Raw genomic sequence first — 24924 nt, 5'->3', positions numbered from 1 at the left:
GTTTTGTTAAGGTACTACTTGACGATGCCTTTGTCCTTCAGCCATGCGGCTGCGGCATCCTTGGGCGACTGCTTCTGGTCGCCGCTGACTGCACGGTTCAGGTTGATCAGGTCGTCCGTAGTGAGGATTTTGGAAACGTTGTTGAGCGCTTCCTTGGCCTTGTCCGTCATCTTGGCTTCCTTGACCAACGGCAGGACCTGCTGTGCCTTGAAGTTGTTCTTCGGATCTTCCAGGACGACGAGGTCGTTATCTGCGATGGACGGCGTGGTGGTGTAGATGTCCGCCACCTGAACCTTGTCCTCCAGGAGAGCCTGGAGGGTCAGGTTGCCACCGCCGTCGTTGAAGGGCTGCAGGCCCTTGAGCTCGCAACCATAGTTGGCCTTCAGCCCCGGGAAGCCGTAGGCACGGGTCTCAAACGTGGCCGGTGCAGCCATGGTGAAGTCCTTGCAGACCTTGGCCAGGTCCTCGATGGACTTCAACTGGTACTTCTCCGCCGTGGCCTTGGTGACCACCATGGCGTCCTTGGACTCGGCCTTGGCCGGCTCCAGGACTGCGAGGCCGTCTGGAAGCTTGCCCGGGAGTGCCTTGTAGACGTCCTCGGCAGAAACCTCGGTAGCCTCGGTGTCCACGTAGGAGAGAAGGTTGCCGGAGTAGTCCGGGACGAGGTCCACGGAGCCGTCCTGGACAGCCTTGAAGTAGATCTCGCGCGACCCGATGTTCGGCTTGGACGTGGCTGTGAGACCAGCCGCGTTGAGGGCACCGACGTAGATCTCTGCGATGACCTGGCTCTCCGGGAAGTCTGCCGAACCGACTACCAGTGAGCCTCCGGCGGCGGAACCGCTGGGCGCCGAGGTGGAAGGCGTGGCCAAGGGACTGCCGCCGCAGGCGCTCAACGCGAGGGCCACACCCAGTCCAGCGGCAAGGCCGCCGAGACCACGGCGCGTAAGAGTCATGGGGACGGGGTTTTTCATGATGTACCTCCTTGAACGGCAGCCCCGGCGGGAACCGTGGCTGTGAGATCGTCGGCTGCCTTCTGGCGGCCGCTTGAGTCGAGGGTCAGGCCGGGCGAGATGACGAGCCTTTGTACGCCGGCCAGGACCAGGTCCACTGCGATGGCCAACCCCGCGATGAGCAGAGAGCCTCCGAGCATCCTCGGGAAATCCTGCAGCACGAGGCCGTCGAACAGATACCGGCCAAGCCCACCCAACGGAAGGTAGGCAACCACAGAGACTGTCGCGATGACCTGCAGAACCGCGGTGCGGATGCCCCCGAACATCACCTGCAGTCCGTTGGGCAGTTCCACGCGGAACAGGATTTGAAGTTCGGTCATGCCCATGGCCCGGGCAGCGTCCACCACCGTGGCATCAACGCTGGAAATGCCGGCGTACGTCCCGGCAAGCAGCGGCGGCACCGTCAGAATGACCAGCGCCCACACTGGAGGCATCAAGCCACTGCCGGCGAGCAATGCGAAGAGGACCAGCAAACCAAGCGTCGGGAGGGCACGCAATGCTCCGGCGACAGCTACCGCGACCACCCGGCCACGGCCGGTGTGGCCAATGTAGAGACCAATGGGCACAGCAATTGCTGCGGCGATGAGCAGCACCAGTCCGCTGTACTGCAGGTGCTCCAGCAGCCGGGTGGGGATCCCGCCGCTTCCAGCCCAATTCTTGGGGTTGGTCAGCCACGCGATCGTTTCGGCAAAGATGTTCATCCCGACGCTCCCGGGTCAGGGCGGAGGGCCGCGTGCGGCGTCGCAGGTCCGGCTTTAGGTTCGGTGAGCAGGGCGTTGGCGTCCGGACGTGAAGGCTTTCCCCCTGCTGCTCGGGACCACGGCGTCAAGAGCCGCTCCAAGACCACCAGAACAGCATCCATCAACAGGGCCAGCACCAGGATGGCAATGATGCCAACCACAACTTCGGTGATAAACGTGCGCTGCAGGCCATCCGTAAACAGAACTCCAAGGTTGCCCACTCCCAGCAGTGCCGCCACGCTCACCAAGGAGATATTGCTGACCGAAACCACGCGAAGCCCGGCGAACAGCACCGGCAAAGACAGCGGCAGGTCCACCTGGAAGAAGCGGGCCAGGGGTTTGAAACCCATGGCAACGGCAGCGTTTCGGAGGTCGTCATCCACGGAGTCGAACGCATCCATCGCCGCCCGGACCAACAGGGCCACGGCATAGATGGTCAGCGCCACCACCACGTTCAGCGGATCCAGGATCCGCGTGCCTAGGATGGTGGGAAGAATGATGAACAGGGCCAGGGACGGAATGGTATAGAGCAACGACGTGGCCGTAGCCACCACTGACCTGAGCGTGCTGTTGCGCCGGGCCAGCTGGGCCAGGGGAACGGAAATCAGCAGGCCAAGGATCATCGGGATAATGGCGAGCACCATGTGCTGCCCGGCCAGTCCCAGGACCATGCCACTGTTGGCAAGGAACCACTCCATCAGGTGGCGTCCTCCCTGTGATGGCGGACTTCTTCGATGAGTGCCAGGACTTCCGGCGCCTTCAGGACTCCGGCCACCCTGCCGTCGTCGTCAACCGCGACGCCAAGGCCCGACGGCGACGACAACGCCGCATCAAGCGCGCGCCGCAGCGTATCTCCCTTGCGGAAGAGCGAACCTCCGGGGATCAGCCCGGCGCCGTCACGCGGTGAGGACCACCCGAGTGGTCGTGAGTCTTCATCCACCACCAAGGCCCACTCGCCCGACACCCGTCCCGCGTGATGGCCATCCGATGGGCTGACCATGGTCACCGGGTGAAGGGTCACGGAGTCTGCCGCACTGAACGCGAGGTGCCGGAAACCGCGGTCGCGTCCCACGAAGGAGGCCACGAAGTCGTTGGCAGGCGCCCGAAGAATCTCTTCCGGGGCGGCGTACTGCGCGAGCCTGCCTCCGACGGCGAACACTGCCACCTTGTCACCGAGAACAGTGGCTTCGTCGATGTCGTGCGTGACAAAGACAATGGTCTTGGCCAATTCCCGCTGCAAACGCAGAAGTTCCTGCTGCAGTTCGTCACGGACCACAGGATCCACGGCGCTAAAGGGTTCATCCATCAGCAGCACCGGCGGATCAGCAGCGAGCGCGCGGGCAACCCCCACGCGCTGCTGCTGACCACCTGAGAGTTGGGACGGGTACCGTTTGCCGAGTACGGAAGCCAGCCCGACGACGTCGAGCAGTTCCGCAGCGCGTTTCCGTGCCGCAGCCTTGGAAACGCCGTTGAGCCGCGGAACGGTGGCGATGTTATCCAAGACGGAACGGTGCGGAAGCAGGCCCGAGGACTGCATGACATAGCCCATGGAACGGCGGAGCTTCGCCGCAGGAACCTGTGAGACGTGCTCGCCTGCAACAGTGATGGTTCCGCTGGTGGGCTCCACCATCCGGTTGATCATGCGCAGGGAAGTCGTTTTACCGCAGCCCGACGGGCCAACGAACACAGTGATGGAGCCCTTGTCGATGGACATGGTGAGGGCGTCCACCGCCGGTTGCCCGCCCTGGTATTGCTTGGTGACGCTCTTGAACTCAATCATGGCTTCGGCCATACCCGGGCTTACCTATCTGTGGTGGAGAACATCGGTAGAGCCAGATGATCATATGCACTCTTATTACTTGGCTGCAAAGCAATCTTCACCCAGCGTAGCCAGCGCCACCGACGATGTCAGCGCCGCCACGAGTTCCGTAATGAATCGGCAATGTTCAGCGTTTCCGTCGTTTGCCGCCTTTCCCGGCCCGTTCCGCAGCTTGGTCGTGCCGGTATCGTTCCGCTGCGCGTGGGCCCCGGTCCGCTGACATCACCTTTTGGTGCCATTCCCGTTGGTACGCGCGGCGGGCGGCCGCATCATGTTTCCTGGCCAGGGCCGCGAGTTCACGTTGCAACTTGAGGTAACTGGCCCAGCGCCGAGGATCGAGGTTTTCCTCCGCGAGCGCCTCCTGGACAGCGCATCCCGGTTCTGCCTGATGGGCGCAATCCGTGAATCGGCACCGGGAGAACAGATCCTCCAGATCGCCGAACATTTCTTCCATCCCCTCGTCTGCGTCGAAGAGCCCAAAACCACGGACTCCCGGCGTATCCATGAGTACGGCGCCGCCGGCCAGAGGCACCAGCTCCCGCGAGGTGGTTGTGTGCTTGCCCTTGCCGTCGCCGGCCCGGACGGCGCCTGTCTGCTGGACGTCTCGTCCTGCCAGGGCATTGATGAGCGTTGATTTCCCGGCGCCGGAGGGACCAAGCAAAACCAACGTTGCACCATCGGGGATGTGCTGCATCAATTCGTCCAGGCCGTCGCCCTGCTCCGCGGACGTTGTGACGACATCAACGCCTGCGGCCTGCAAAATAACCTCCCCTACGACGTCATCCGCGAGGTGAGCGAGGTCGGCCTTGGTGATCACTACAAGCGGCGTGGCACCGGAATCCCATGCAGCCACCAATGTCCGCTCGAGGCGGTTATGGGTCAGAGGACGGTCCACGGGCACCACCACCGCAACAATGTCGATGTTGCTGCCCAGGATTTGTTCCTCGGAGGATGCCTCGTAGGCCCGCTTACGGCTTAGCGCCGAATGCCGGGGAAGGACCTCGACGACGGCGGGCTCACCGGCGGTGTTGTGGCCGAGCCACACCCAGTCCCCCGTGGCCGGTACATGCCCATGGCTTGGGTAGGGCAGGTGGAGCAGATCGTTGGCGGATGCCACGAGCAACCGATTCCGGTCCAGGCGGACTATGCGGCCGGGGATGGCAGTTTCCTGGCCTTCCGGCGCGGCATGGGCACGGAAAAGCTCCGCCGTTTTATCGGTGAAGCCGAACTGCGCTGGTCCTTGTAGCTGCTTGGTCCCTTGTAACTGCTGGGTGGAACTAAAAGAAGGGTTGCTTGAAGAAGCGTGAGTGTTCAATGAAATGCCTCTGATGAGGCCCGGCCGCCTAGCTTCGGCAGGCTGATGCCGGGACAGGAATGGTGGGCTGATGACGGCGCGCCGCAACTGAGTGCGGGGCGCGCAAGATCGCGGCAATCATCAAATCCACCTCCTCGGCATCAAGACCGGCAGCTGGTGAGCCGGAAACGATGTTCAGCGTATCCAACATCGCGCACTTTTGGCTAGGCCTTCCAGCTCAGCTTCCCTCTGCGGGGCGCAGCTTCCCGTCAGAGGGGCGCTCGATGTGCAGGCGCAGTGCCGTGTCCACCAGGGACACGCGGTTGAGCTTCCCAACGTCCTGCAGCGGAATCCAGGCGGCGTGGGTTGTACTGCCGTCCACCTCATGAGTGAGTTCGCCACCCACCACCGTGGCCTCGTACACCAGGCGAAGTGCTTGGAAGTCCTTCACGGAGCCGTCCGGCCGCGTCTCGCCCGGCCAGTGGCCGACGTCGATCCCCAGCATGCGTTCAATGCGCGCTTCGTAGCCGGTTTCCTCAAGGACTTCACGCCTGCAGCCGTCCACGGGGTGTTCGGCCAGGTCCAGGCCTCCACCTGGTAGCGTCCACCCTTCCTTGCCGTCCTGCTTCCAGTACGCCAGCAGGATCTTCTCATCTTGGACAATCACGGCGTAAGCGGCTGGGCGGGTATCGAACTCCAGGGTCATGCAGCCAGCATAATTCCTCGGGTCGGATCCTTACGGAAGTTCGGCCGCCTTGATCGGACCCGCTTCTTCGGGACCTAGGTCAGGCGCCTCGCGAAGTTCGACGACGGTCCCCGGCTTCCCGAGTTCCAGCACCTTGATGCTGTTGCGGCCGGCTTTGAGCAACGGAGCGGGTGCGTAGAGGGTAACCTGCGGGCCCTTCTCCCAGTACCTGCCCAAAAGGAAGCCGTTCAGCCAAACGAAGCCCTTCCCGGAATCGGGCAAGGCAATGAAGGTGTCGGCTGGTTCCCCCACCTCAAAGTCACTTCCTGCCAGTCCCTCCAGGTCTTCCGGACCCCACTCTGCGAGGTCAACAGGTGTCTGCCTCCAGTGAAAGGTGTAGCGCTGATTGACGAGGACGCCGCCCAGGATTCCCTTGCCGTGACCGATCAGCGGGCCGTAATTGATGCGGCCGAGGTTTTCCACGAGGATTTCGAGCTTGGCAGCGATGCCGGTGCCCGTGACAGGCAGTCCTTCAGAGCCGTTGACGTCGTCCAGGACACCGGCAAAGGTGCCGTCCACCCAAACGTAGGCACGGTCATTGAGGCCGGTGATCTTCAACCGGCTCTCTGTGGGGGCATCGGGACGGCCCGGCAGTATGGCTTCGGAGGAGTAGAGGACCATGCCGCCGTCGAGTCCCAGTTGTTCGAAACTGAGCGGTTTGACGCTGCTGACCGGCTTGCCGGCGTCTCGGACGAGCTCCAGCAGCTCCGGTCCGGGGCTCAACGGCAGGGACTGCGCCGGGAGTACCGGCGCGTCTGCCAGCAAGTCAGCTGGAAGTTCGGGCAGGTCGTCAACGCCCTGTGCCCGGTAGAACTCCTTACGGAAGGCATGAAACTTGGGAGTCAGGGCGCCGTTCTCAGCGATGGGCGCATCCGAGTCATAGCTGGTGACCGTGGGCTGAAGCATGGTGCCATCGTGGTTACTGCCGGAGCGGAGGCCAAAGTTGGTTCCGCCGTGGGCCATGTAGGCACAGAGTGAACCGCCCAGATCCAGCATCTTGCGTGCTTCCAATGCGGCGTCTTCGGCATCCCGCCCGTGATGGTGTTCGCCCCAGTGGTCGAACCAGCCACCCCAAAACTCAACGTTGAAGAACGGCTCGCCGGGCCGGCGTCGCTGCCATGTAGCTACCGCTTCGTCGCCGCGGCTTCCCAACGTCGCTGTCGCCCATGTGCCTTCCACCGCGCCGCCGTCGAGGAAGTAGTCCGTGCCGCCGTCTGCTGTGAAAAGGAGTTCAGTGATACCGCGCTCCTCCAGCGCGCGCCGGTTCCAGCGAATGTACTCGTGGTCGTCGCCGTAGCTGCCGTATTCGTTCTCGATTTGTACCGCCACCACCGGACCACCCGCGGAGGTCTGCCGTGAGGCGACGATGGGAAGCAAGTGATCGAACCACTCCTCGATGGCAGCGGTGAACACCGGGTCCATGCACCGAAGGCCGATGCCGGGAATGCCTGTCAGCCATGAGGGGAAGCCGCCGTTGTCCCACTCGGCACAAATGTAGGGCCCGGGGCGGACGATGACGTCCAGCCCTTCCTCGGCTGCGAGGTCCATGAACCGGCCCAAGTCCTGCCAGCCGCTGAAGTCCGGAGCTTCGTCGCGCTTAGGCTGGTGGAAGTTCCAAGCAACGTACGTGTCCACCGTGTTGGCGCCCATCGCCTTGAGCCGACGCAGCCGGTCCTGCCACAGGTCCGGGTGCACACGGAAGTAGTGGATGGCTCCGGCGAGGATGCGATACGGTTCACCCGAACGGTAAAGGACGGCGTCGTGGTAGCTCAGCAGGGCGTTGTTCACATGGAACAGATTAGCTCAATTTCCAACATTTATGCACAGGTGATGATCACATGACCAATCTAGATACTTCCCCCGCCCAGGAAGTATGCCCCGCGGCGCCGGAAGGTCAAGGTCCTTGCGTTCAGCTGTGGCCCGAGCGTGAGGTTCCTTTGGGCGGGGTGCGCGCCATGAACGTCATGAGGACGCTGCCCCAGCGTGGACTGCCCACCGTGGGTGCGTGGTGCTTCCTGGACAGCTTCGGCCCGGACCGGGTGGCCATGAGCGTACTCCCCCATCCGCATTGCGGACTGCAAACGGTCACCTGGCCCATGGAAGGCGCCGTGCGGCACCGCGACAGCGTGGGCAGCGATGTAGTGGTCCGCCCTGGCGAGTTGAACATCATGACTGCAGGCCACGGGATTTCCCACTCCGAGTTCTCCGTCCTCCCGGCAACCACCGATGCCGGGTCGAGTCCGTTGGTTGAGGAAATTCCCGTGTCCCGCGGACTCCAGTTGTGGGTTGCCCTGCCGGAAGAGCACCGGCACCGTGCGCCGTCATTCGAACAAGTGAAAGACTTGCCGGTAGCGGTCGGTGAAGGTTTTACCGCCACCGTGATGGTGGGCGAGTTCGCGGGCCAGCGCTCCCCCGCCACGATGTTCAGCCCTATCGTTGGAGCCGACATCACGGGTACGGGGTCCCTTGAGCTTCCGCTGCGGCCGGACTTTGAGCACGCCGTACTGGTCCTGGATGGCCATGTAGTCATCGATGGCCAGGACATCGAAGCCGGTCCACTGGCCTACTTGGGCGCCGGAAGATCCAGCCTTTTGGTGGAAGCGCAGCCGGACACCCGCTTCATGCTCCTCGGCGGCGAACCGTTCGGAGAAGACTTGCTCATGTGGTGGAACTTCGTGGGCAGGACGCACGAGGAAGTGGAAAAGGCGCGCGAGGAGTGGGAAGCCGAAGGATTGCTCGACGACGACGCTGCCGCGACCTCGCGCTTCGGCTTCGTGCCAGGCCATGGTCCTGATGCGGGACCGGAGGCCGGCCGCATTCCCGCCCCGCCGCTGCCGGGAGTCAAGCTGCGCCCACGAACCCGAGGCTAAGTTCTAGAGTCGCTGTTCCGCTACAAGCCGGGGGACGCCGAACACGGGGTCCTGCTGAAGAATACGCACATCAGTGATGCCGCTTTCGGCCAACTTGGCTTTGAACGCTTCCTGCAGCCGCGGGACATTCATGCCGAGTCCACTGCCGAGTATCACCGGACCGTCGAGGCCAAGTTGGCGGACGGCCTGTTCGGCGAGGTCAGCCAGGTCACGACCCGCCTGGTCCACCAATGCCCGGCAGGTTTCGTCACCGGCGTCGGCGGCTTCCACCACCAACCGGGCCTGCTGTGCCCAATAGCGGCGGCCCGTATCCGGGGAGTGGAACAGTGCGATCAGCTTGCCGGGTTCGTCCACACCGACGGAGTCCAACAATGCCCGGCTGAGCCGATCAGGCTCCTTGCCTTGGTTCATCCGGCGCAGGCTGTGCCGGACAGCCTCGCGCCCCAACCAGTAACCGCTACCCTCATCCCCCAGGAGGTAGCCCCAGCCACCGGCCCGGGCTTCCTCGCCGGCGTCGTTCTTGCCCCACGCGGCTGAGCCGGTGCCGGCAATTACTGCGACGCCTGTGTTCGCTCCCCCGGCTGCCAAAAGCAGGCGTGAATCGTGAACCACCGTAATGCGGGCACCGGGAGCATGGGGTGCGATGAGGTCGGCGAGCGCCTGTGCGTCTTCATCGGTGTCTATCCCACCGGAGCCTGCGTACACCTGGTCGATCTGACCGCCACCAATTTTGCCGAACAATTCAGCCAGGTTGGCTGCGGCTTGCTCCCGGCTGACGTTCTGGACGTTGGAACTGCCTGCATTCTCATCACGGACCGGCGTGCCGTTTTCGAACCGAACGCCGCGGGTTTTTGTGCCGCCGATGTCGAGGCCGATGACGGTACCGCTCACGGCTTCCGCGGAAGCTTGGGAATGCTGGACCGAGTCAAGATTGTTCACCGTGAAAGACTAGCTTGGAGCGTCCGGAGGAGAAACCGCACATGCCTGAATCCCTGTTTGGTACACCGTTTATTGCAGCTCCCATGGCCGGGGGAACGTCTACACCGGCGTTGGTGCAAGCAGTTCATGAGGGTGGCGGGCTGGGTTTCATCGCCGCCGGTTACAAGAGCCCCGAAGCCATGACTGCCGAAATCGCTGCCACGCGGGCACTCGACATTCCGTTTGGCATGAACGTGTTCGTACCGGACCCACGTCAGCTCCCGCCTAGCCAGGAGGCCCGGGCGCATCTGGAGGCGTACCGGGCCGAACTTGAACCGGAGGCAGCCCGCTACGGCGTGACCCTGCCTCCCCTTCGGCTTGATGACGATGATGCGTGGCAGGACAAGATCGACGCCCTGCTGGCCGACCCGGTGGAGTTTGTAAGCTTCGCGTTTGGCCTCCCGGGAAAGCCTGTGGTCCGGGCCCTTCAAAAAGCCGGCAGCCAGGTCATCTCCAGTGTCACCAGTGTGGAGGAAGCTCTTGCTGCTGCTGAGGAAGGCCCTGATGCCATCGCAGTGCAACATAGCTCTGCGGGCGGACACACGGCAGCCTTTCTGCCTGGCGGACGGGAACCTTCAGCCCGTACGACGGCGGAACTGGTAACCCAGGTGCGTGCCGCCGTCGGACTTCCGCTGATAGCGGCGGGCGCCATCATGGATAGCGCCGCGCTGCGTGATGTGCTCGCGGCCGGCGCGGCGGCCGCGCAAGTGGGTACCGCCTTGGTTCGCACGGACGAGAGCGGTGCACGGAAGCCGCACAAGGACGCCCTGGGCGACCCTGCCTTCACGGACACGGCAATGACCCGGGCTTTCACAGGACGATGGGCTCGTTCGCTGGTTAACGAGTTCCTCCGCGATCATCGTGACGCTCCGGAGGGCTATCCCGCCATCCACCACCTGACGAGCCCCGTTCGGGCTGCGTCATCCGCGGCGGGAGATCCCCACCGCCTCAACCTGTGGGCAGGGACCGGCTGGCAGCAGGCCAGGGAGGGCTCGGCGAAGGACGTGGTCAGGGAGTTCCTGAACGGGCTCTGACAAGTTCGGCGAGCAAATTCCCGCCTTCGTTGACCACGAGTTCCCGGAACAGTCTGACGGCGTCCGGCTCGAAGCTTCGCTCCCGCCAGGCGATGCCGATCTGCCGGAACGCCAGGTCCGATTCGATGGCCACTTCAACGAGGCCAAGTTCGGCCTCCGGAAGGAACTGGCCCGTCCCCGATCCGGGCCCCGCCGGCGGCAGGATGCTGAACCCCAACCCGGCGGAGACCAATCCGCGCGCGGACGTGGACTCTTGGACTTCAAAGGCGATCCGGGGCCGGAAGCCGGCTTCCCGCAAGAGCGCCTCACCCAGCGCCCGCAGGCCCACCCCCTCCGGAAGTGTGATGTAGGGGTCCTGCCGGAGTTCGGAGAGGTGAACGCTTGACCTGTGCGCCAGAGGATGGCGGTAGTGCAACACTGCGCGCAAGGGTTCGCGGTACAGCGGCAGGGCGTGAATACCCCGCCCCTCCGGCGCAATCGGTGCCGTCAAAGCGAAATCCATGCTGCCGTCGGCCAGTTGCTTCAGACAATCGTCGCGGGGACCCTGCCAGAGGTCGAACACCGCGTGCGGGTGGCGGCCGCGAAAGGCGCTGATGAGCAGAGGGAGGGTCGCTTCACCGAAAGTGTGTTGAAACGAAACCCCAATGCGACCCCGGACAACGTCCGACTCATGCCGCACCCTGTCCAGCCCGGCCTGGAAATCCTCCAGCGCTGCCTCGATGTAGGGCAATAGAGTCCGGGCTGCAGGCGTAAGCCGGATCCCCCGGCCGTCGCGGATCAGCAAGTCCATCCCGACGATGGCACTGGCCCGGGCCACTGCCCGGCTCACGGTCGACTGTGGAATGCCGAGGATCTCAGCGGTTTCAGTCATGTGTTCCGTTCGGCCGAGCTCAGCAAGGACGGGCAGCAGGGGAAGAAGCTGTACGAGTTGCTGGTGGTCGGGTTCCATGAGGCTCCATTGTTCGCAGGAAGTATTCATGCACTAACGCATCAATCGTAGATGACCTATGCATTGGAACGCAGGGTCAGCTTGGTCCTAGTCTGGCTCGGTGAGCAAAGCTACCTCCATGGCCAGCACCGATTCCTGGGATGGACACGTCAAAGGATCCCGCGGCTACAGCCGCGTCCTGGCCGCTCTGGCGCTTGCCGGCGTCGCGACCTTCGCCCAGCTGTATTCCACGCAGGCCGTGCTTCCGCTCATGGCCGCCGACCTCCGGATCACGGCAGCTGAAGCTGCCCTGAGCATCTCCCTGGCCACTGTGGGCCTGGCTGTCACCGTACTTCCATGGTCCTTTGTGGCCGACCGGATAGGCCGGGTCCGCGCCATGGCCATCGGCATAGCCGCCGCAACGCTTCTGGGCCTGCTGGTTCCACTTGCGCCAACCGTGCCCGTGTTGCTGGGGCTCCGAGCCTTGGAAGGCATGGCCCTGGGCGGCATTCCCGCGATCGCTATCGCCTACCTCAATGAGGAAGTCACCAAGATTCACACTGCCCTCGCAGCCGGCACCTACGTTGCCGGAACCACACTGGGCGGTTTGGCCGGGCGGTTGGTGGCCGGCCCCGTTGGAGAACTCTGGGGATGGCGTGCCGCAGCCTTCGCTGTCTCCCTGCTGGCCACCGTATCCGCTGTCTTGTTCCTGGTCCTTGTTCCCAAGCAGCGGCGTTTCAGTCCGGCACCGGCCATAGGTTTTCGCGGGGCCCTCCGAACTTTGGGCGGGCACTCCAGCAACCCCAAGCTGTTGTCGCTGTATTTGCAGGCATTCCTGCTCATGGGTGGCTTCGTTGCCGTTTACAACTACCTCGGCTTCCGGCTGCATGCCGAACCATTTGGCCTACCCGCCACGGTTGTCAGCCTGATCTTCCTGGCGTACTTGTCCGGAACCGTCAGCTCACGTTGGGCGGCCGGGCTGACCGCCAAGTTTGGCCGGCGGAACGTCCTGCTGGCTGGTATCGCCATCATGTCGGCAGGTTTGGCCATGACGTTGGTGGAGAACCTGACAGCCACCTTGGCCGGGCTGGTGATCTTTACGGGTGGCTTCTTCGCCGCCCATAGCGTCGGCTCCGGGTGGACCGGTGCCATTGCAACCACAGGCCGCGCTCAAGCAGCATCACTGTACAACCTGTCCTACTACCTGGGTTCCAGCGTTATCGGTTGGGCAGGCGGCCTGGCCTTTCAGGCATTTGGCTGGCCGGCTTTGGCGTTGAGTGTCATTGCGCTGTCCATCACGACGGCGGCAGTCACTTTGATTGTTCACCGCCCCCCGCGCCACTCCCGCTGATTCAAGGCGGTCTGCCCCTACAATCGGAGGCATGACACAGGTCACGAAAAACCGGGAGCTGTCGTCACCGGAGCGTTTGCAGGCGTTTACGGATGCCGTGGTGGCGATTGCATTGACGTTGTTGATCTTGCCGCTCATGGAGAGCGTGGGTGAACTGGCGGACCATGACGGCACTACGGCTGAGTGGTTGGCGGAGGAACAATACGCCCTTCTCGGTTTTGCCCTGAGCTTCATCCTCATCGCAGTTTTTTGGGTGCACCACCATAAGCTCTTTCGCAGCGTTAAACAGGTGGACGCGGGTTTGTTGTGGTTGACCGTGGCATGGATGTTCACCATTGTGGTGATGCCCGTTGCGACGTCACTATCCACCCAGATGGAGTCTGATTGGGCACAGCCACTGGTCTATATAGGAACCTTGTTCGCCACCAGCCTGATGCTTCTTCTGGCCCGCATCTACCTCCGGTCCCACCCTGACCTCCACGACATGGCTGACGACGACGCCGTGATGGGCATTCGAGCAAGTTGGATCGTGTCCGGGCTCTTCCTTGCAGCACTCGTTCTGGCCGTTGTCATTCCCGGCGCCGGAAACTGGCCCCTGCTGTTGATGCTGCTCAGTGAGCCGCTCCAGCGGTTGGACCGGCGGCGAGGTCGTCGCTCACCCGCGAAGCGATAGTCACCTGAAGATTTCACGGATTAGGATGGGTGAAAGGCAATTTCAGGAGGATCCGTGAGCAACCCCACGAAGAATGTTCGGTCAAGCACGGGCAGCGCAGAGCCGCTGGATGCGATCGATGAACGAATCCTCGCAGCATTGGTGGACGACGCACGGATCTCCAACAAGCAGTTGGCTGAACTCGTGGGAATCGCGCCGTCCACGGCCCTGATGCGCACCAGGGCGCTCTCTGAACGCGGAATCATCGAGGGCTTCGAAGCTGTGTTGAGCCTGCCGGCCATCGGCCGCTCTGTTCAGGCTCTCATCGCTGTTCGGCTGCGTGCCCATGACCGTGACCAAATTGACCGCTTCACTGCGCGGGTCCCCAAGCTCCCGGCGGTCATCTCCACTTTTCACACCACCGGCTCAGTGGACTACCTTCTCCACATTGCCGTCGCCAACACCGACGACCTCCGTAACTGGCTCCTGGACAACCTCGCCACGGACCCCGTGGTCGGCCACACGGAAACCACTATGGTGTTCCAGCACATCCCCGGCAACCGGGGACCGTTGCCCGAGTAAGAGCCGGGGCATCGGGTTTCAGTCCCGCAAGGCCTTCCGAAGAGACACAGCCGCGAGCGCCAGGGCTGCCGCGCCACACAAAGCCGTGAAACCCACGACGGCGGTCTGCAGGCCTAGCGCCGAGACTGCCAGTCCGAGCCCAATCACCGGAACAGCGCTCCCCAGGTACGTGATGACGTACACGGTGCTGATGACTTGTGCATGGCGGGCAGCTTCCACTTTCCCGGCCACCTCGTTGAAGACCTGCCTGAAGGCAATTCCTTGGCCCACTCCCGCTGTGATGCTGGCAGCTACCAGCAGCCAAGGGCTTGACCACGCCGCCGCAGCTCCCACCAAAACCACCGAGGCGCCCAGCACGGCAAGTGCCACGGGGACGACGAACTTTCCGCGTGCACCCAGCAACTGGCTCAAGGCCGAGGCACCCAAAGTGACACCGGCAAGCAGACCGATCAGGGGCCGTGAATCGGCGTGGACCACGCTGGCGAAGTATCCGGGTGCCAGGGAAAGGCAGAAACCGAACACCGCGAAACTCAGGAATCCGGTGGCCGCTGCCATCCAGAATGCTCCGCGTGCGTCTTGCGAGATGGACGGCTTCCGCGGGGCAAGGACCTTGAGGGGCTTGGGCCCTTCCGCGGGCGCGATGGCGGGCCTGGCTTTCAGCAACCACAACGGAATGAGCGCTGCTATCAATACCGCCGAGTGGATGTAGTACGGAGTTCGTGTGGGGTCCGGCAAGAGCGACAAGAAGCCACCGATTGCGGGACCTGCAGCAACGCCCCCGGCAGAGGAAAGCAGAGTAAAGCGGGAAGCCCAGTCCGGCCGCTGTGGCAGCAGTTCGCGCAAGGCCGCCGAACTGGCTCCGGTTGCGAGTCCTACGGCCACGCCCTGCAGCGCCCGGCCCAGGGACAACGTGACAAGCGAGTCCGCATTCGCGAAAATCACGCCACCCACCAAACCAACCAGCACGGCCAGCACCAGCGCTGCCCTCCGCCCAATGTGGTCCGACCAATGACCCGCCACCATGAGAACCCCCACCAGCGCGAGAACATAGCTCGAGAAGGCAACCGTCACTCCCAGCGAAGACATGCCGAGCCTGGCTTGCAGCAAGGGATACAAAGGCGTGGCGATGTTGGCGCCAACCAGCAGCGTAAAGATCACAACCCCGGCCAAGACCAGCCTGGCGGTGGTGGAGGCATCCCATCCCCAGCGCTCGGCTGTGGCCGGGCGCATGCGGAGTTCGCTCAAGACAGTCATTTCCATGCCTTCGGACTCGGTGGCCGGGCTGTTGGTTTCCTTGTGGGAAGCGCAGCCCGGCTAAGTATTGATGGCAATAGAATGCAGTAACTCTGATCTCAGAGAACCTTAAGGATGCGAAGATTGAGCAAAACACGCAAAGTAACACGATCCAAGTGAGCTGGAGTGACCATTTGAACACCCTTGACCCAATGGACTTGAAGATCCTCCTGGAACTCATCAAAGATCCCCGCATCCAGATCGCCGAGTTGAGCGACGAACTGGGCATCGCACGCAACACGGCCCAAAGCAGGGTCAAGCGCCTTCTCCGTTCCGGCGTGCTGCAAGCCGCCGGCCGGGAGGTAGATCTCGAAAAGGTGGGGTACGACGTCGTCGCCTTTGTGACCATTGAAGTCACCCACCGGGAACTCGACGGCGTCATCGGCGCCTTGCGCCTGATCCCCCAGGTGTTGGAGGTTCATGAAATCTCCGGCCGCGGCGATCTGTGGTGCCGGGTGGTAGCAACGGACACTCACAACCTGCAGTCAGCGTTGCGCTCGGTGCTCCGCACCAAGGGAGTCATCAGGACCGAAACAGTGCTTGCCCTGCACACCCATATCCCGTACCGCACGGAGCCACTCATCGGGAGGATGGCGGCAACACCAACACGGCCCCGGCAAGAGGGGCTGAGCGCCGGCTCGGAGGCTTGAACGGACTAGGATTTTAGGCATGGATTGGCTCTCACACATTTCCCAGATCAACTGGCTCGCCATACTTCTGGCCTTTGTTGCAAGCATGGTGATCGGCTTCGTCTGGTACATGCCGGCCGTACTCGGTCGCAGGTGGATGCAGGCAATCGGCAAGACCGAAGAGGACCTCAAGAACATCGAAGGCGGCGCAAGCATTTGGCTTCCCATGATGGTGGCAGCAGCACTGACCAGCATTCTCCTCGCTGTCCTCATCAGCGCGTTGGACCTCAATACCTTCCTGGCCGGCGGTTTCTTCGCGCTGATCCTGGCCGTGATATTCCGTGCCGGCGGCCATGTGATTCACAACGGCTTCGCCGGGCGCCCATCAGCGGTAACCGTGATCGATTCCGGCCACGACATCGTGGCAATGACCATCGCGGGCGCCATCATCGGAGCCATGCAGTAGCGTTCAACCAGTGACCATTATCGACAACGCCGTATATGTAGACGGCGTCCGCACTGCCACCCCGCATAACCTCGAACAGACGTTTGAGATGCTCGCGGAACACGGCGGCATGGCCTGGATCGGGCTGTATCGTCCCACCAAGGAGGAGATGGCCGCCGTGGCCCAAGAGTTCGGGCTCCACGAACTCGCCGTGGAAGACGCCGTCTCGGCGCACCAGCGACCCAAACTTGAACGCTACGACCACAACCTGTTCACGGTACTGCGGCCGGCCCGCTACCTGGACGAAACCGAAACTGTTGAGTTCGGCGAACTGCACGTCTTCACCGGACCAAACTTCGTAGTGACCATCCGGCACGCCGAAACCGGCGGAGTTGCCCGTGTGCGCAAGCGGCTTGAGGAGCGCCCGGACCTTCTCCGCCACGGCCCGGAAGCAGTGCTCTACGCCCTCCTGGACCAAGTGGTGGACGACTATGCTCCAGTAGTTGCAGGCCTCGAAAACGACATCGACGAAATTGAAGACCAACTCTTCAGCGGCGACAGCGCCGTTTCACGCCGTATCTATGAGCTCGCCCGCGAAGTCATCCAGTTCCAGCGTGCCATTCATCCCCTGCCGGACATGATGGTGTTGCTGGAGAAGGGCTTCGAAAAGTACGGCGTCGACATCGAGCTGCAGCGCTCGCTCCGGGACGTCGAGGACCACGTCCAACGCGTGATCTCCAGGGCCAACTCATTCCGGGATCTCCTTCAGAACGCCCTCACCCTCGATGGCACACTGACTGCCAACCGCCAGAACGAGGCCAGCGCTGCCCAAAACGAGCAGGTCAAGAAGATCTCTTCCTGGGCTGCCATCCTCTTCGCTCCATCCTTCGTGGCGGGCGTCTACGGAATGAACTTCGACCATATGCCTGAGCTGCACTGGGAGTTCGGCTATCCCTTGGCTGTTGGCCTCATGTTCGGCGCCGCCTTGCTCATGTATGTCATCTTCAAACGCAAAGGTTGGCTGTGACGCCCACCTTTAAGCCCGCCTCGCGCATCTCGCGGAACCCTGCGAGGACTTTGATTGAGGGCATGGCGCACGACGCCGTGCGGTCGGGTTTTGAGCTTGAACCCAGTCAGCGGCAAGCAGCCGAGCGGTTGGCGGCCTTTGGTGCGCAGGTTACCGGCCGCCGTCGGGCGCTTCCGCGGAAGTCACCACGAAGCCTCTACCTCCACGGACCTGTGGGCCGCGGTAAAACGTGGCTGATGGACAGTTTCTACGGACGGCTGGATGCGCGGAAACGGCGGGTCCACTTCCACGATTTCTTCCGCAAGCTCCACAGCGGCACACATGGCCCGGAGGCCGGTAACGGAACAGCGATCCAGCAGTCAGTGGACGCGCTGCTGGACGGTGTGGAGGTGCTGTTTTTTGACGAGTTCCACGTGCACGACATCGGTGATGGCATGTTCATTTCCCGTCTGCTGCGGACCGCCGCGCAGCGTCGTGTCCTCCTGGTGGTTACGTCCAACTACGCCCCGGATGATTTGCTGCCCAATCCCCTGTGGCATGACCATTTCCTGCCCACCATCGAGGCCATCAAGGAGATGATGGACCTCGTGGAGATCAATGGCGCCTCGGATTTTCGTCGCTATCCGGTGAGTGATACCGGCCCGGGTCATGGTGCTTTCCGGTCGGGACGCATCGTCTCCCCCGGTACACCGCGGCAGCTGGGACGTCTCGGCCTCTTCCGGCCCCCGCCCTCACAAAGCCGGGTGTTGAATCCCACCACCCAACCAATCGTGGTCAAGAACTCGGACCCGGAGCTCCTGTGGGTCGGTTTTGAGGAGCTGTGCAGCGGGCTGACCTCGACGGCGGACTTTCTGGCGTTGGCCGAAACGCACAAAACGTGGGTCATTGACGACGTCCCCGTCCCAGCGGAAGGTGATGCTGCATCCGCGCCGGCCTGGCAGCGGTTCAGCAACGTGGTGGATGTGCTCTACGACCAGGACATCACCTTGTTCCTGATAGGAGAGGGACCACTCGACTGGGACATTGACGCAAGCGACGGCGTCCTGCCGGTGGATCTGGCACGCATCGCCAGCCGTTTATCCCTGCTAGGCCGCTCCGATGCGGACACAAGCATGGAAAGCGAAGAGGCCGCCGGAAGCTAAGCATCCAGCGGCCTCTTGTAGTGAAGTGCCCGAGGCGGGCAGTTAGATGACGCCGCCCGCGGCGGATGGGGCGCCTGCGTCGTGTCCGCCGTCGCCTACGGTTTCGCGGGCAACGTAGTTCTCAATGTCGAAAAGGTTCTCTGCCCGTTCGGTGATGTTCAGCAGCGTAGTCATGGAAGCGACTTCCTCAACCTGCTCCTTCAGGAACCACAGCATGAACTGCTCACCCAAGGCATCGCCCTCTGCGCGGGCAACGCGGAACATTTCCTCGATGTTCCGGGTAACTTCTTTTTCCTGCTCCAAAGCGAGCGCGATGGGTTCCTTGGCATTGGCGAAGTTGTTGCGGACCGGATTGATGCCCGGAATCTCCACGTGCACGTTCCGGTCCAGCATGTACTGGACCATCATCATGGCGTGGTTGCGCTCTTCGAGTGACTGGCGATAGAAGTGACGGGCCAGCTGCGGCAAATCTTCGCCATCAAAATACACAGCCACGGCGATGTATTGCTGGGAGGCCGCAAACTCATTGGCGACCTGGGCGGACAACAGCTCATTGAAAGTCTTCTTAGCCATGGCTCGATCCTACAGCCGGCCCATGACACTTTTGGTGGTGAGGTTGGCCACTGCTCACGGCAGCAGAAGGCTGATCCCCACACCGGCCGCAGCGGAAAGAACGCTTGCTGCCATGGATCCCAATCCATTGATGAGCGCCAGGCCAGTCCTTCCACTTTGAATCAGCCGGATGGTCTCCAGGCTCGCCGTACTGAACGTGGTGTATCCGCCCAGGAAGCCTGTGCCCAGGATCAAGAACAGGGATTCGGCCGCTTGGCCGCGCATCACCAGTCCGGCGAGGAACCCAAGCGCCAACGAACCTGTGACATTGATCAGGATGGTTCCCCACGGGAGGGCAGTCTTGAGGCGTTGCCTGACAAAACCGTCCACCATGAACCTGACCGCTGCGCCGACTCCGCCCGCGAGTGCAAGGAGTATGACGGTCACGACTTGCCCGTTGCGCGGCGATGATGCCACGCCCCCAACCATATGCCCGCGGTAGTGGCCGCGGCTCCGCCGAGCAAGCTCGCTGCCAGGTAGCCGGCAGCTCCAAGTGCTTCATCCGCCGTGAAAAGGTGGACTGCGTCCAGAGCCAGGGTGCTGTACGTCGTGTAAGCGCCCAGGAACCCCGTACCCAAGGCGAGCCGCAGAACCCGGCGACTGCCGACGTCGAGCCCTCTGCGGGAGAGTCCCTCCAGTAAGGCGCCCAGCGCCAGCGCGCCGGAGAGATTGATGGCCAAGGTAGGAAGCGGCCAGGCATTCGGCGCTGGTATCACCAGTCCAAGGCCGTACCGGGCGAGCGCTCCAAACACCCCGCCGGCCGCCACTATGCCGATGAAACCCCAGTGAAGATGGATCGGTTCCTTTGCCTCAGTCGTCGTCATCGTCGTCCGGGACCCGAGGGTTCACGGGGACAACGAGCACAGGCACCTCTTGGCGATGGAACAGGTGCCGTGCCACGGAACCCGACGTCAGCTCTTTGAGCGCGGCCGTCAGCTTATGCTCCCGTGTTCCCACCACGATCATGGAGGCACCAATTTCCGCGGCCAGACGTGCCAAGGCGCGTGCGGGCTCGCCCGCAAGCGGCACGATGGACCAACCTATGTCCTGGCCAGCCAGTTGCTCGGCAATGGTGCCCGTCAGTGAATCCGGTATCCCTTGTGCTCCGGCAACGCCATCCGGATCAATCGGGGCTGTCTGCCCGCCAGTTGTCCCATCGACGGGATACACCGTGACATCCGAATATGCGCAGACCAGCGGCAAGCGCGCGCGGGCGGCCACGTGTGCTGCCTGCTCGACGACCACAGGCTGTTGCCCGGGCATCACGCCTACCAGGATGGGGCCGGACATGCTGCCGGAGGCCTCGGGACGTGGTGCGGGGATCTCAGTCACAGGGCAATTCTACGTCGCCTCTTGTCAGCGGCTCCGGCGCCCGGACCACAAGCCGTAGAGCAAAGGAACCACTGACGCGATCATCAATACATTTCCGAGCACGGTGTCGTCGGTGCGGATCACGGAGCCGGCAATCAGCATCGCTCCGAAGATCACAGCACCCACGGCTCGCCGCGCTATGCGAATGAGCCGCGCAATCTGTCGCTCCAAGCGCCGGTTGTCTACCTGAAGTGACCCTTCCTCGAGTCGGGTGACCAGCCCGTCCAGCCGTTTCGGCAGGCGCAAGGCGACCGCGGCGGCGTCGAACGCCTGGGATGCCACATCATTGATGAGATTACCGCGCTCGTCGCGCAGCAACTGTGCTGCATAAGGTTCCACCGAGTCCCACAGGTTGAATCGGGCGTCCAGTGAGCTGCACACCCCCGACGTCAGCGACATGGCGCGGATGATGAGCAGGAAATTCTCCGGCAACTGAAACGGAAGCGACCTGATCACGCTGCCGAACTCTGCCCCAAAGTCACGGAACTCCCGCGGGTCCACATCGCGAAGTTCGGCAAAGCCCATGCCCCCAAAGCGAGCGAAGAGTTGCGTCATGGCCCGCTCCAACTCAGCGGTGTCAGCCGAAGGCATGAGGACGCCAACATCGCTGATAGCGGCTACGAGACCTTTTCCATCCCTCGAAGCAGCCGCAATCAGTAGCTTCCGCAGTCCCCTTCTGGTCTTCGCAGGGACCTCACCCATCATTCCAAAGTCAATGAACGTCAGTTTCCATGGACGTTCGGATGAGCCGGCATGAGGTGTGACAAAGATATTGCCGGGATGCGGATCGGCATGGAAGAAGCCGTTGGTGAACAACTGGTCAAACATCACCGAAGCGAAGACAGGGGCAACCGACGCCGGGTCAATCCCGGCCATCCGAAGCGACTCCGCATCTGTAATCTTGATGGCTGTGACATCTTCCAGCGTGAGCACCCGGCGCGTGGTCCGTTCCCAGACCACCCCCGGCACCGTCACCCTGGCGTCATCGACAAAGTCAGCAGCAAAGCGCTCCGAATTTGCTGCCTCGTTCAGGTAGTCGATCTCCTCCAGGCTGGTCTGCGCAAACTCCTTGATCAGAGCGGGCACATCTGCGCGGTGCGAAACGATGCGAATACGGCTCAGCCAGCCTCCCACGCGTCGCAGGGCGGCCAGATCGACGTCCACGATGGTATCGATGCCCGGCCTTTGCACCTTGAAAACCACGCTGCTGAGGCCCGTGTCCTCCGCGTTGCCGGGGAGGAGTTTCGCTCGGTGGGCCTGCCCGAGGGATGCTGCTGCGATGGGCGTTTCCTCGACCGACGCGAACACAGCTTCCAAGGGAGCCCCCAACTCCGCCTCGGCGAGAGCGCGTATGGCAGGGAACGGAACCGGCGGCACTTCGTCCTGAAGGCCCTCCAGTTCGGCAGTAATCTCCGGCGGGAGCACATCCAACCGGGACGACATGAACTGGCCCACTTTGATCATCAGGCCACCAAGCTCCACGGCGAGCCCGTGGAAACGCTGCGCGAAGCGTCGCATCCTCGCGGGTCGATTGCCTTCGGTAAGCCTGCGCAAACCCAGCCGAGGCAGAAACAGCTCAAACCACCACGTCTGGGCCAACTGCCACGCCGCAAATCGTAGGATTCGACGGTAACGGGCTCGGGCTTCCCCTGCCAGGGGATCCGTCCGGTCGCGTTGTACCGACGTCACCCCTTTCAGTCCTGGGCGAGGATCGAGTACAGCCGGCGGCGGGCGTCTTCCAACACTGTTACAGCCTCCTGCACCTGCTTAGGCGTTCCCGTGCGCCCCACCTGGGCCGCGGCCTGGGCAAGCTCCACCCCGGCCTTCGGCAGCGCAGCGAAACCGTGGGTGCCGGCTCCGGACTCCCATGGCGCTGCCGTTTCGGCACTTGCAACATCCTCTCGGCCCGCTTCCGTCAGGGAGTAGATTTTGCGGCCATTGGATTCCTCCGTGCTGACAAAACCCTCATCTGCCAGCAGCTGAAGGGTGGGATAGACAGAGCCTGCGCTCGGCTTCCAACTTCCACCGCTCCGCTCCTCAATTTCACGGATGATCTGATAGCCGTGCATGGGGCGCTCAGCGAGGAGGGCCAGAATTGCTGTCCTCAGCTCGCCCCGGCCGGCCCGGGTGCCGGAGCGCTTCTCGAACCGTGACCTAAACTCCTCCACGGCCTGCCACATGCCGTCAAGGTTGTTTCCCATAAATCCGTTTGCGGGGAATGAATTATGCATCAGGCTCACCTCGGTATGTCGCGAACGATACTGAACGATAGTTAACGATATACAGGCTCGAGCCAGGAAACAATGGACTCTCGACTCGCGGGTGGCGGCTAGTCAAAGGCAGCTATTAATGTTTCACTAATAGTATGTCCAGAATTCAGGCACAGCAGGATGCGCAGATGGTGCGTTCGGTCCTGCCACTACTTACGCTCACCTTGATCGCCGAGGAGGAATCCTATGGGTATCAACTGGTCGAGCGGCTTGCCGACCTGGGCCTGGATGTCACAACCGGTTTGGTCTACCCAGTCCTCAGCAGGCTTCAGCGCGACGGCTTGGTCAGCACCAGGATGGTCGCATCAACCAACGGTCCGCCACGGAAATACTTTGCCCTGACAGGCAACGGAAAAGCATCCCAAGCATCCGCCCGGAAGCAGTGGCAGCTCGTAGCGTCTGCCGTCCAGAAAGCCACAGAAAAGGATTCCCCCACGACATGAAAAACTTGGTATCTGCCGCATCGCCCCGCAGGTCACTCCGCGACCGGATACAAACCGATATGTACCTCACCCGCCTCGACTGGCACCTTGAAGCAGTCCTAACAGGCAAGGAACGCCGGGCAACAGTCAAGGAATTACGGCAGGCACTAGCCGGTGACCCCCGGGATACACCATCAAGCCTTCGAGATCTGGGTTCGCCCAAAACGCTCGCCCGGCAATACGCCGTCGACGATGACCGCCGGCCGTTGTGGTCCATCGGCATCATCACCGCCGGGTTGGCCCTGCTTGTCTATTCGGCCCTGTTCTTGGCTTTCACCTTCGGCATGGTTGCCGCCGTCGATGCGAATACGCCCATGGAAGCCCATGCCACATTCTTTTTCGTCGACGTCACCGCTTTCTCCTCACCCGATTCTGTAGGCATGGGATGGACAAGCAGCTGGGCTTGGCTCAACGTCCCCGCCATCATCGGCGTCGTCGCGCTTCTCCTCGGTGCACGATCTTGGCGGATTTTCAATCGTCGATGATTCTGATCAGTTCAAAGAACCGGAATCAGACCCGTTAGTTGATGATTTCGCCGCGTTCGTCCGCAACGATTGCCGCTAGGCGCTCCCGCCACTCTTGAAGCGCCTCAGGAGTCAAACGAGTCCAGTCGGTCACTTCACCAATGACCTTCAGCGGGGCGCTGCTGCGAAAAGACCGGGTAGGGTTGCCCGGGAATTTCTTGTCGGTCACATTAGGGTCGTCCTCGAATGAGCCGGTGGGCTCAACAGCGTAGACACGCGGTTCCCCGTTACCGGCCGCAAGCTCGGCAGCCAGTCCCGCACCGTCCCGAAGAGCGGTGAAGTAGATATGGTTCATCACGACCTCGGGACGGTAGTTCGACCTGAAGCCTGGCCTCAGCAGTTCGCCGTCCCGAAGATCAGCTTTAGTGCCGTGAAAGAACGGGCCCTCATCCAGTGGTTGACTCACGGCTACAGCCTACTTCCAGGACAGCGGGTATTGGCGGGGGCATCCTTTCAGATCCGGGTGATTTTCCAGGCCCTGACGTAGAGCCACATCGCCACTGTTGCAGCCGTTACCAGGAAAGGCAGCCACAGAAAGAACATACCGGCTCCTGTACTGACGCCGACGATCGCGATCCACCAACTGAGTGCTGCTGTGAAGCTCATGAGGATCAGCACGGACTTGCTCTGCGCTCTCAGAGCAGTCCTGCCGTTCGGAGCCGGCATGCCGAGGTGGCGGGCCGGCGTACGTCTGCGCCGTTTGGCCACGACAACAACAACTCCGAGGGATACCAGCGCCGGGACTGTCAAGAAAATAACACCAGCGGGACTGTTGACGATTCCGAGGAGTGCGATGCACCAACTGAGTGCGGCTGTGAATACCGTAAGGATGAGGACGCTTGAGCGCAGCGAATTCCGCCGTGGTGTCAGTGGTTCACTATGACTGCTCACGGCCGCTCCCCCGGGCTAAATCCTCGACTCCCTGAGTCTTCCATGAGAGCACATTCCACAGGTTTTTAGGAGAGTTCAGAACAGGATTCTGCCGGTGCGGGAGTCTTGAGTTGTTCTTGAGGAACTGTTGACCGAACACAGGATTGGATCTTGATTCTGGCCCGGCACAGTAGTTCTTGTCAGCCAGAGAGGCTGAAAAAGAACGGCCGGCCGGACCCGCGGTGGCCTCCCGAAA

29 protein-coding genes are annotated in these 24924 nt (G+C 62.4%); 11 read left to right on the top strand and 18 right to left on the bottom strand.

The genetic code is table 11. The features are described from left to right. Positions 1-14 precede the first annotated feature (14 nt). The 7 genes from AC1RJY_RS05240 to AC1RJY_RS05210 form a co-directional block, all read right to left on the bottom strand. Positions 15-971, bottom strand: a complete 957-nt coding sequence (locus AC1RJY_RS05240; RefSeq protein WP_011775465.1) for an ABC transporter substrate-binding protein — start codon at positions 969-971, stop codon at positions 15-17. Continuing rightward, positions 968-1711: an ABC transporter permease gene (locus tag AC1RJY_RS05235; protein ID WP_011775466.1), complete on the bottom strand. Its 744-nt coding sequence runs from the start codon at positions 1709-1711 to the stop codon at positions 968-970. The genes AC1RJY_RS05240 and AC1RJY_RS05235 overlap by 4 nt, the downstream gene beginning before the upstream one ends. After that, on the bottom strand, positions 1708-2448 hold the full coding sequence (locus tag AC1RJY_RS05230) for an ABC transporter permease (RefSeq protein WP_011775467.1): 741 nt from the start codon (positions 2446-2448) through the stop codon (positions 1708-1710). The genes AC1RJY_RS05235 and AC1RJY_RS05230 overlap by 4 nt, the downstream gene beginning before the upstream one ends. After that, the gene (locus tag AC1RJY_RS05225; RefSeq protein ID WP_498601709.1) at positions 2448-3542 is read right to left on the bottom strand and encodes an ABC transporter ATP-binding protein; all 1095 of its coding nucleotides are present in this window, start codon (positions 3540-3542) and stop codon (positions 2448-2450) included. The genes AC1RJY_RS05230 and AC1RJY_RS05225 overlap by 1 nt, the downstream gene beginning before the upstream one ends. A 154-nt stretch (positions 3543-3696) precedes the next feature. After that, on the bottom strand, positions 3697-4884 hold the full coding sequence (gene rsgA / locus AC1RJY_RS05220) for a ribosome small subunit-dependent GTPase A (protein ID WP_498601707.1): 1188 nt from the start codon (positions 4882-4884) through the stop codon (positions 3697-3699). Between the two features lie 217 nt (positions 4885-5101). Further along, on the bottom strand, positions 5102-5569 hold the full coding sequence (locus AC1RJY_RS05215) for an NUDIX hydrolase (RefSeq protein WP_014922319.1): 468 nt from the start codon (positions 5567-5569) through the stop codon (positions 5102-5104). 30 nt (positions 5570-5599) lie between these two features. After that, complete coding sequence (locus tag AC1RJY_RS05210) at positions 5600-7396, bottom strand: glycoside hydrolase family 35 protein (RefSeq protein ID WP_498601705.1); 1797 nt, start codon at positions 7394-7396, stop codon at positions 5600-5602. Positions 7397-7446: 50 nt separating this feature from the next. Between AC1RJY_RS05210 and AC1RJY_RS05205 the strand changes: the two genes are divergently transcribed. Then, the gene (locus tag AC1RJY_RS05205; RefSeq protein ID WP_014922321.1) at positions 7447-8478 is read left to right on the top strand and encodes a pirin family protein; all 1032 of its coding nucleotides are present in this window, start codon (positions 7447-7449) and stop codon (positions 8476-8478) included. A gap of 3 nt (positions 8479-8481) precedes the next feature. Here AC1RJY_RS05205 and AC1RJY_RS05200 read toward each other — a convergent pair whose 3' ends face one another. Continuing rightward, positions 8482-9417: an N-acetylglucosamine kinase gene (locus AC1RJY_RS05200; RefSeq protein ID WP_011775474.1), complete on the bottom strand. Its 936-nt coding sequence runs from the start codon at positions 9415-9417 to the stop codon at positions 8482-8484. 41 nt (positions 9418-9458) lie between these two features. Here AC1RJY_RS05200 and AC1RJY_RS05195 point away from each other — a divergent pair, with 41 nt between their 5' ends. Next, positions 9459-10490 (top strand): nitronate monooxygenase, encoded by a 1032-nt coding sequence (locus AC1RJY_RS05195; RefSeq protein ID WP_498601704.1) that lies wholly within the window; start codon positions 9459-9461, stop codon positions 10488-10490. Here the strand turns inward: AC1RJY_RS05195 and AC1RJY_RS05190 are convergent. Then, positions 10465-11439, bottom strand: a complete 975-nt coding sequence (locus AC1RJY_RS05190; RefSeq protein ID WP_011775476.1) for a LysR family transcriptional regulator — start codon at positions 11437-11439, stop codon at positions 10465-10467. The genes AC1RJY_RS05195 and AC1RJY_RS05190 overlap by 26 nt on opposite strands. A gap of 100 nt (positions 11440-11539) precedes the next feature. Here AC1RJY_RS05190 and AC1RJY_RS05185 point away from each other — a divergent pair, with 100 nt between their 5' ends. The 3 genes from AC1RJY_RS05185 to AC1RJY_RS05175 are packed head-to-tail and all read left to right on the top strand — an operon-like array spanning position 11540 to position 14003. Further along, positions 11540-12769 carry an MFS transporter gene (locus AC1RJY_RS05185; protein WP_011775477.1) on the top strand — a complete coding sequence of 410 codons (1230 nt, stop codon included), beginning with the start codon at positions 11540-11542 and terminating at the stop codon, positions 12767-12769. A gap of 31 nt (positions 12770-12800) precedes the next feature. Further along, positions 12801-13442, top strand: coding sequence for a TMEM175 family protein (locus AC1RJY_RS05180; RefSeq protein WP_011775478.1), 642 nt, complete (start codon positions 12801-12803; stop codon positions 13440-13442). A gap of 54 nt (positions 13443-13496) precedes the next feature. Next, positions 13497-14003, top strand: coding sequence for an Lrp/AsnC family transcriptional regulator (locus AC1RJY_RS05175; RefSeq protein WP_011775479.1), 507 nt, complete (start codon positions 13497-13499; stop codon positions 14001-14003). A gap of 18 nt (positions 14004-14021) precedes the next feature. Here AC1RJY_RS05175 and AC1RJY_RS05170 read toward each other — a convergent pair whose 3' ends face one another. Then, complete coding sequence (locus tag AC1RJY_RS05170) at positions 14022-15257, bottom strand: MFS transporter (RefSeq protein WP_498601701.1); 1236 nt, start codon at positions 15255-15257, stop codon at positions 14022-14024. Positions 15258-15448: 191 nt separating this feature from the next. Between AC1RJY_RS05170 and AC1RJY_RS05165 the strand changes: the two genes are divergently transcribed. Genes AC1RJY_RS05165 through zapE form a run of 4 tightly spaced genes read left to right on the top strand, consistent with a single transcriptional unit; the run spans position 15449 to position 18539 of the window. Continuing rightward, complete coding sequence (locus AC1RJY_RS05165; protein WP_052295504.1) at positions 15449-15946, top strand: Lrp/AsnC family transcriptional regulator; 498 nt, start codon at positions 15449-15451, stop codon at positions 15944-15946. A gap of 19 nt (positions 15947-15965) precedes the next feature. Further along, positions 15966-16391 carry a DUF1761 domain-containing protein gene (locus AC1RJY_RS05160; protein ID WP_011775482.1) on the top strand — a complete coding sequence of 142 codons (426 nt, stop codon included), beginning with the start codon at positions 15966-15968 and terminating at the stop codon, positions 16389-16391. Positions 16392-16401: 10 nt separating this feature from the next. Continuing rightward, on the top strand, positions 16402-17397 hold the full coding sequence (gene corA, locus AC1RJY_RS05155) for a magnesium/cobalt transporter CorA (protein ID WP_011775483.1): 996 nt from the start codon (positions 16402-16404) through the stop codon (positions 17395-17397). After that, positions 17394-18539 carry a cell division protein ZapE gene (gene zapE / locus AC1RJY_RS05150; protein WP_238324339.1) on the top strand — a complete coding sequence of 382 codons (1146 nt, stop codon included), beginning with the start codon at positions 17394-17396 and terminating at the stop codon, positions 18537-18539. The genes corA and zapE overlap by 4 nt, the downstream gene beginning before the upstream one ends. A 42-nt stretch (positions 18540-18581) precedes the next feature. Here the strand turns inward: zapE and AC1RJY_RS05145 are convergent, their stop codons facing one another. The 6 genes from AC1RJY_RS05145 to AC1RJY_RS05120 are packed head-to-tail and all read right to left on the bottom strand — an operon-like array spanning position 18582 to position 22753. Continuing rightward, complete coding sequence (locus AC1RJY_RS05145; RefSeq protein ID WP_011775485.1) at positions 18582-19112, bottom strand: ferritin; 531 nt, start codon at positions 19110-19112, stop codon at positions 18582-18584. A 54-nt stretch (positions 19113-19166) separates the two neighbouring features. Continuing rightward, positions 19167-19538: a fluoride efflux transporter CrcB gene (crcB, locus tag AC1RJY_RS05140; RefSeq protein ID WP_011775486.1), complete on the bottom strand. Its 372-nt coding sequence runs from the start codon at positions 19536-19538 to the stop codon at positions 19167-19169. Next, on the bottom strand, positions 19535-19975 hold the full coding sequence (locus tag AC1RJY_RS05135) for a fluoride efflux transporter FluC (protein ID WP_011775487.1): 441 nt from the start codon (positions 19973-19975) through the stop codon (positions 19535-19537). The genes crcB and AC1RJY_RS05135 overlap by 4 nt, the downstream gene beginning before the upstream one ends. Further along, positions 19962-20483, bottom strand: coding sequence for a universal stress protein (locus AC1RJY_RS05130; protein WP_011775488.1), 522 nt, complete (start codon positions 20481-20483; stop codon positions 19962-19964). Before AC1RJY_RS05130 ends, AC1RJY_RS05135 begins: the two co-directional genes overlap by 14 nt. Before the next feature lie 24 nt (positions 20484-20507). Continuing rightward, a complete protein-coding gene (locus AC1RJY_RS05125; protein ID WP_011775489.1) occupies positions 20508-22211 on the bottom strand; it encodes an ABC1 kinase family protein in 1704 nt (567 codons plus the stop codon). A gap of 5 nt (positions 22212-22216) precedes the next feature. Further along, complete coding sequence (locus AC1RJY_RS05120; RefSeq protein WP_011775490.1) at positions 22217-22753, bottom strand: helix-turn-helix transcriptional regulator; 537 nt, start codon at positions 22751-22753, stop codon at positions 22217-22219. Between the two features lie 134 nt (positions 22754-22887). Between AC1RJY_RS05120 and AC1RJY_RS05115 the strand changes: the two genes are divergently transcribed. Together AC1RJY_RS05115 and AC1RJY_RS05110 are read left to right on the top strand one after the other, a co-directional pair. After that, positions 22888-23235, top strand: a complete 348-nt coding sequence (locus AC1RJY_RS05115) for a PadR family transcriptional regulator (protein WP_014922334.1) — start codon at positions 22888-22890, stop codon at positions 23233-23235. Continuing rightward, positions 23232-23759 (top strand): hypothetical protein, encoded by a 528-nt coding sequence (locus AC1RJY_RS05110; RefSeq protein WP_011775492.1) that lies wholly within the window; start codon positions 23232-23234, stop codon positions 23757-23759. The genes AC1RJY_RS05115 and AC1RJY_RS05110 overlap by 4 nt, the downstream gene beginning before the upstream one ends. Positions 23760-23793: 34 nt before the next feature. Here AC1RJY_RS05110 and arr read toward each other — a convergent pair whose 3' ends face one another. Together arr and AC1RJY_RS05100 are read right to left on the bottom strand one after the other, a co-directional pair. Beyond that, entirely contained in the window at positions 23794-24204 is a 411-nt protein-coding gene (arr, locus tag AC1RJY_RS05105; protein WP_011775493.1) for an NAD(+)--rifampin ADP-ribosyltransferase, read from the bottom strand. A gap of 47 nt (positions 24205-24251) precedes the next feature. Further along, entirely contained in the window at positions 24252-24689 is a 438-nt protein-coding gene (locus AC1RJY_RS05100; protein ID WP_011775494.1) for a hypothetical protein, read from the bottom strand. Positions 24690-24924 lie beyond the last annotated feature (235 nt).

The sequence above is a fragment of the Arthrobacter sp. GW822-FHT05G07 genome (assembly GCF_058799755.1).
Note: the sequence above shows the minus strand (reverse complement) of the source record. Positions and strands in the feature narration are given on the sequence as shown.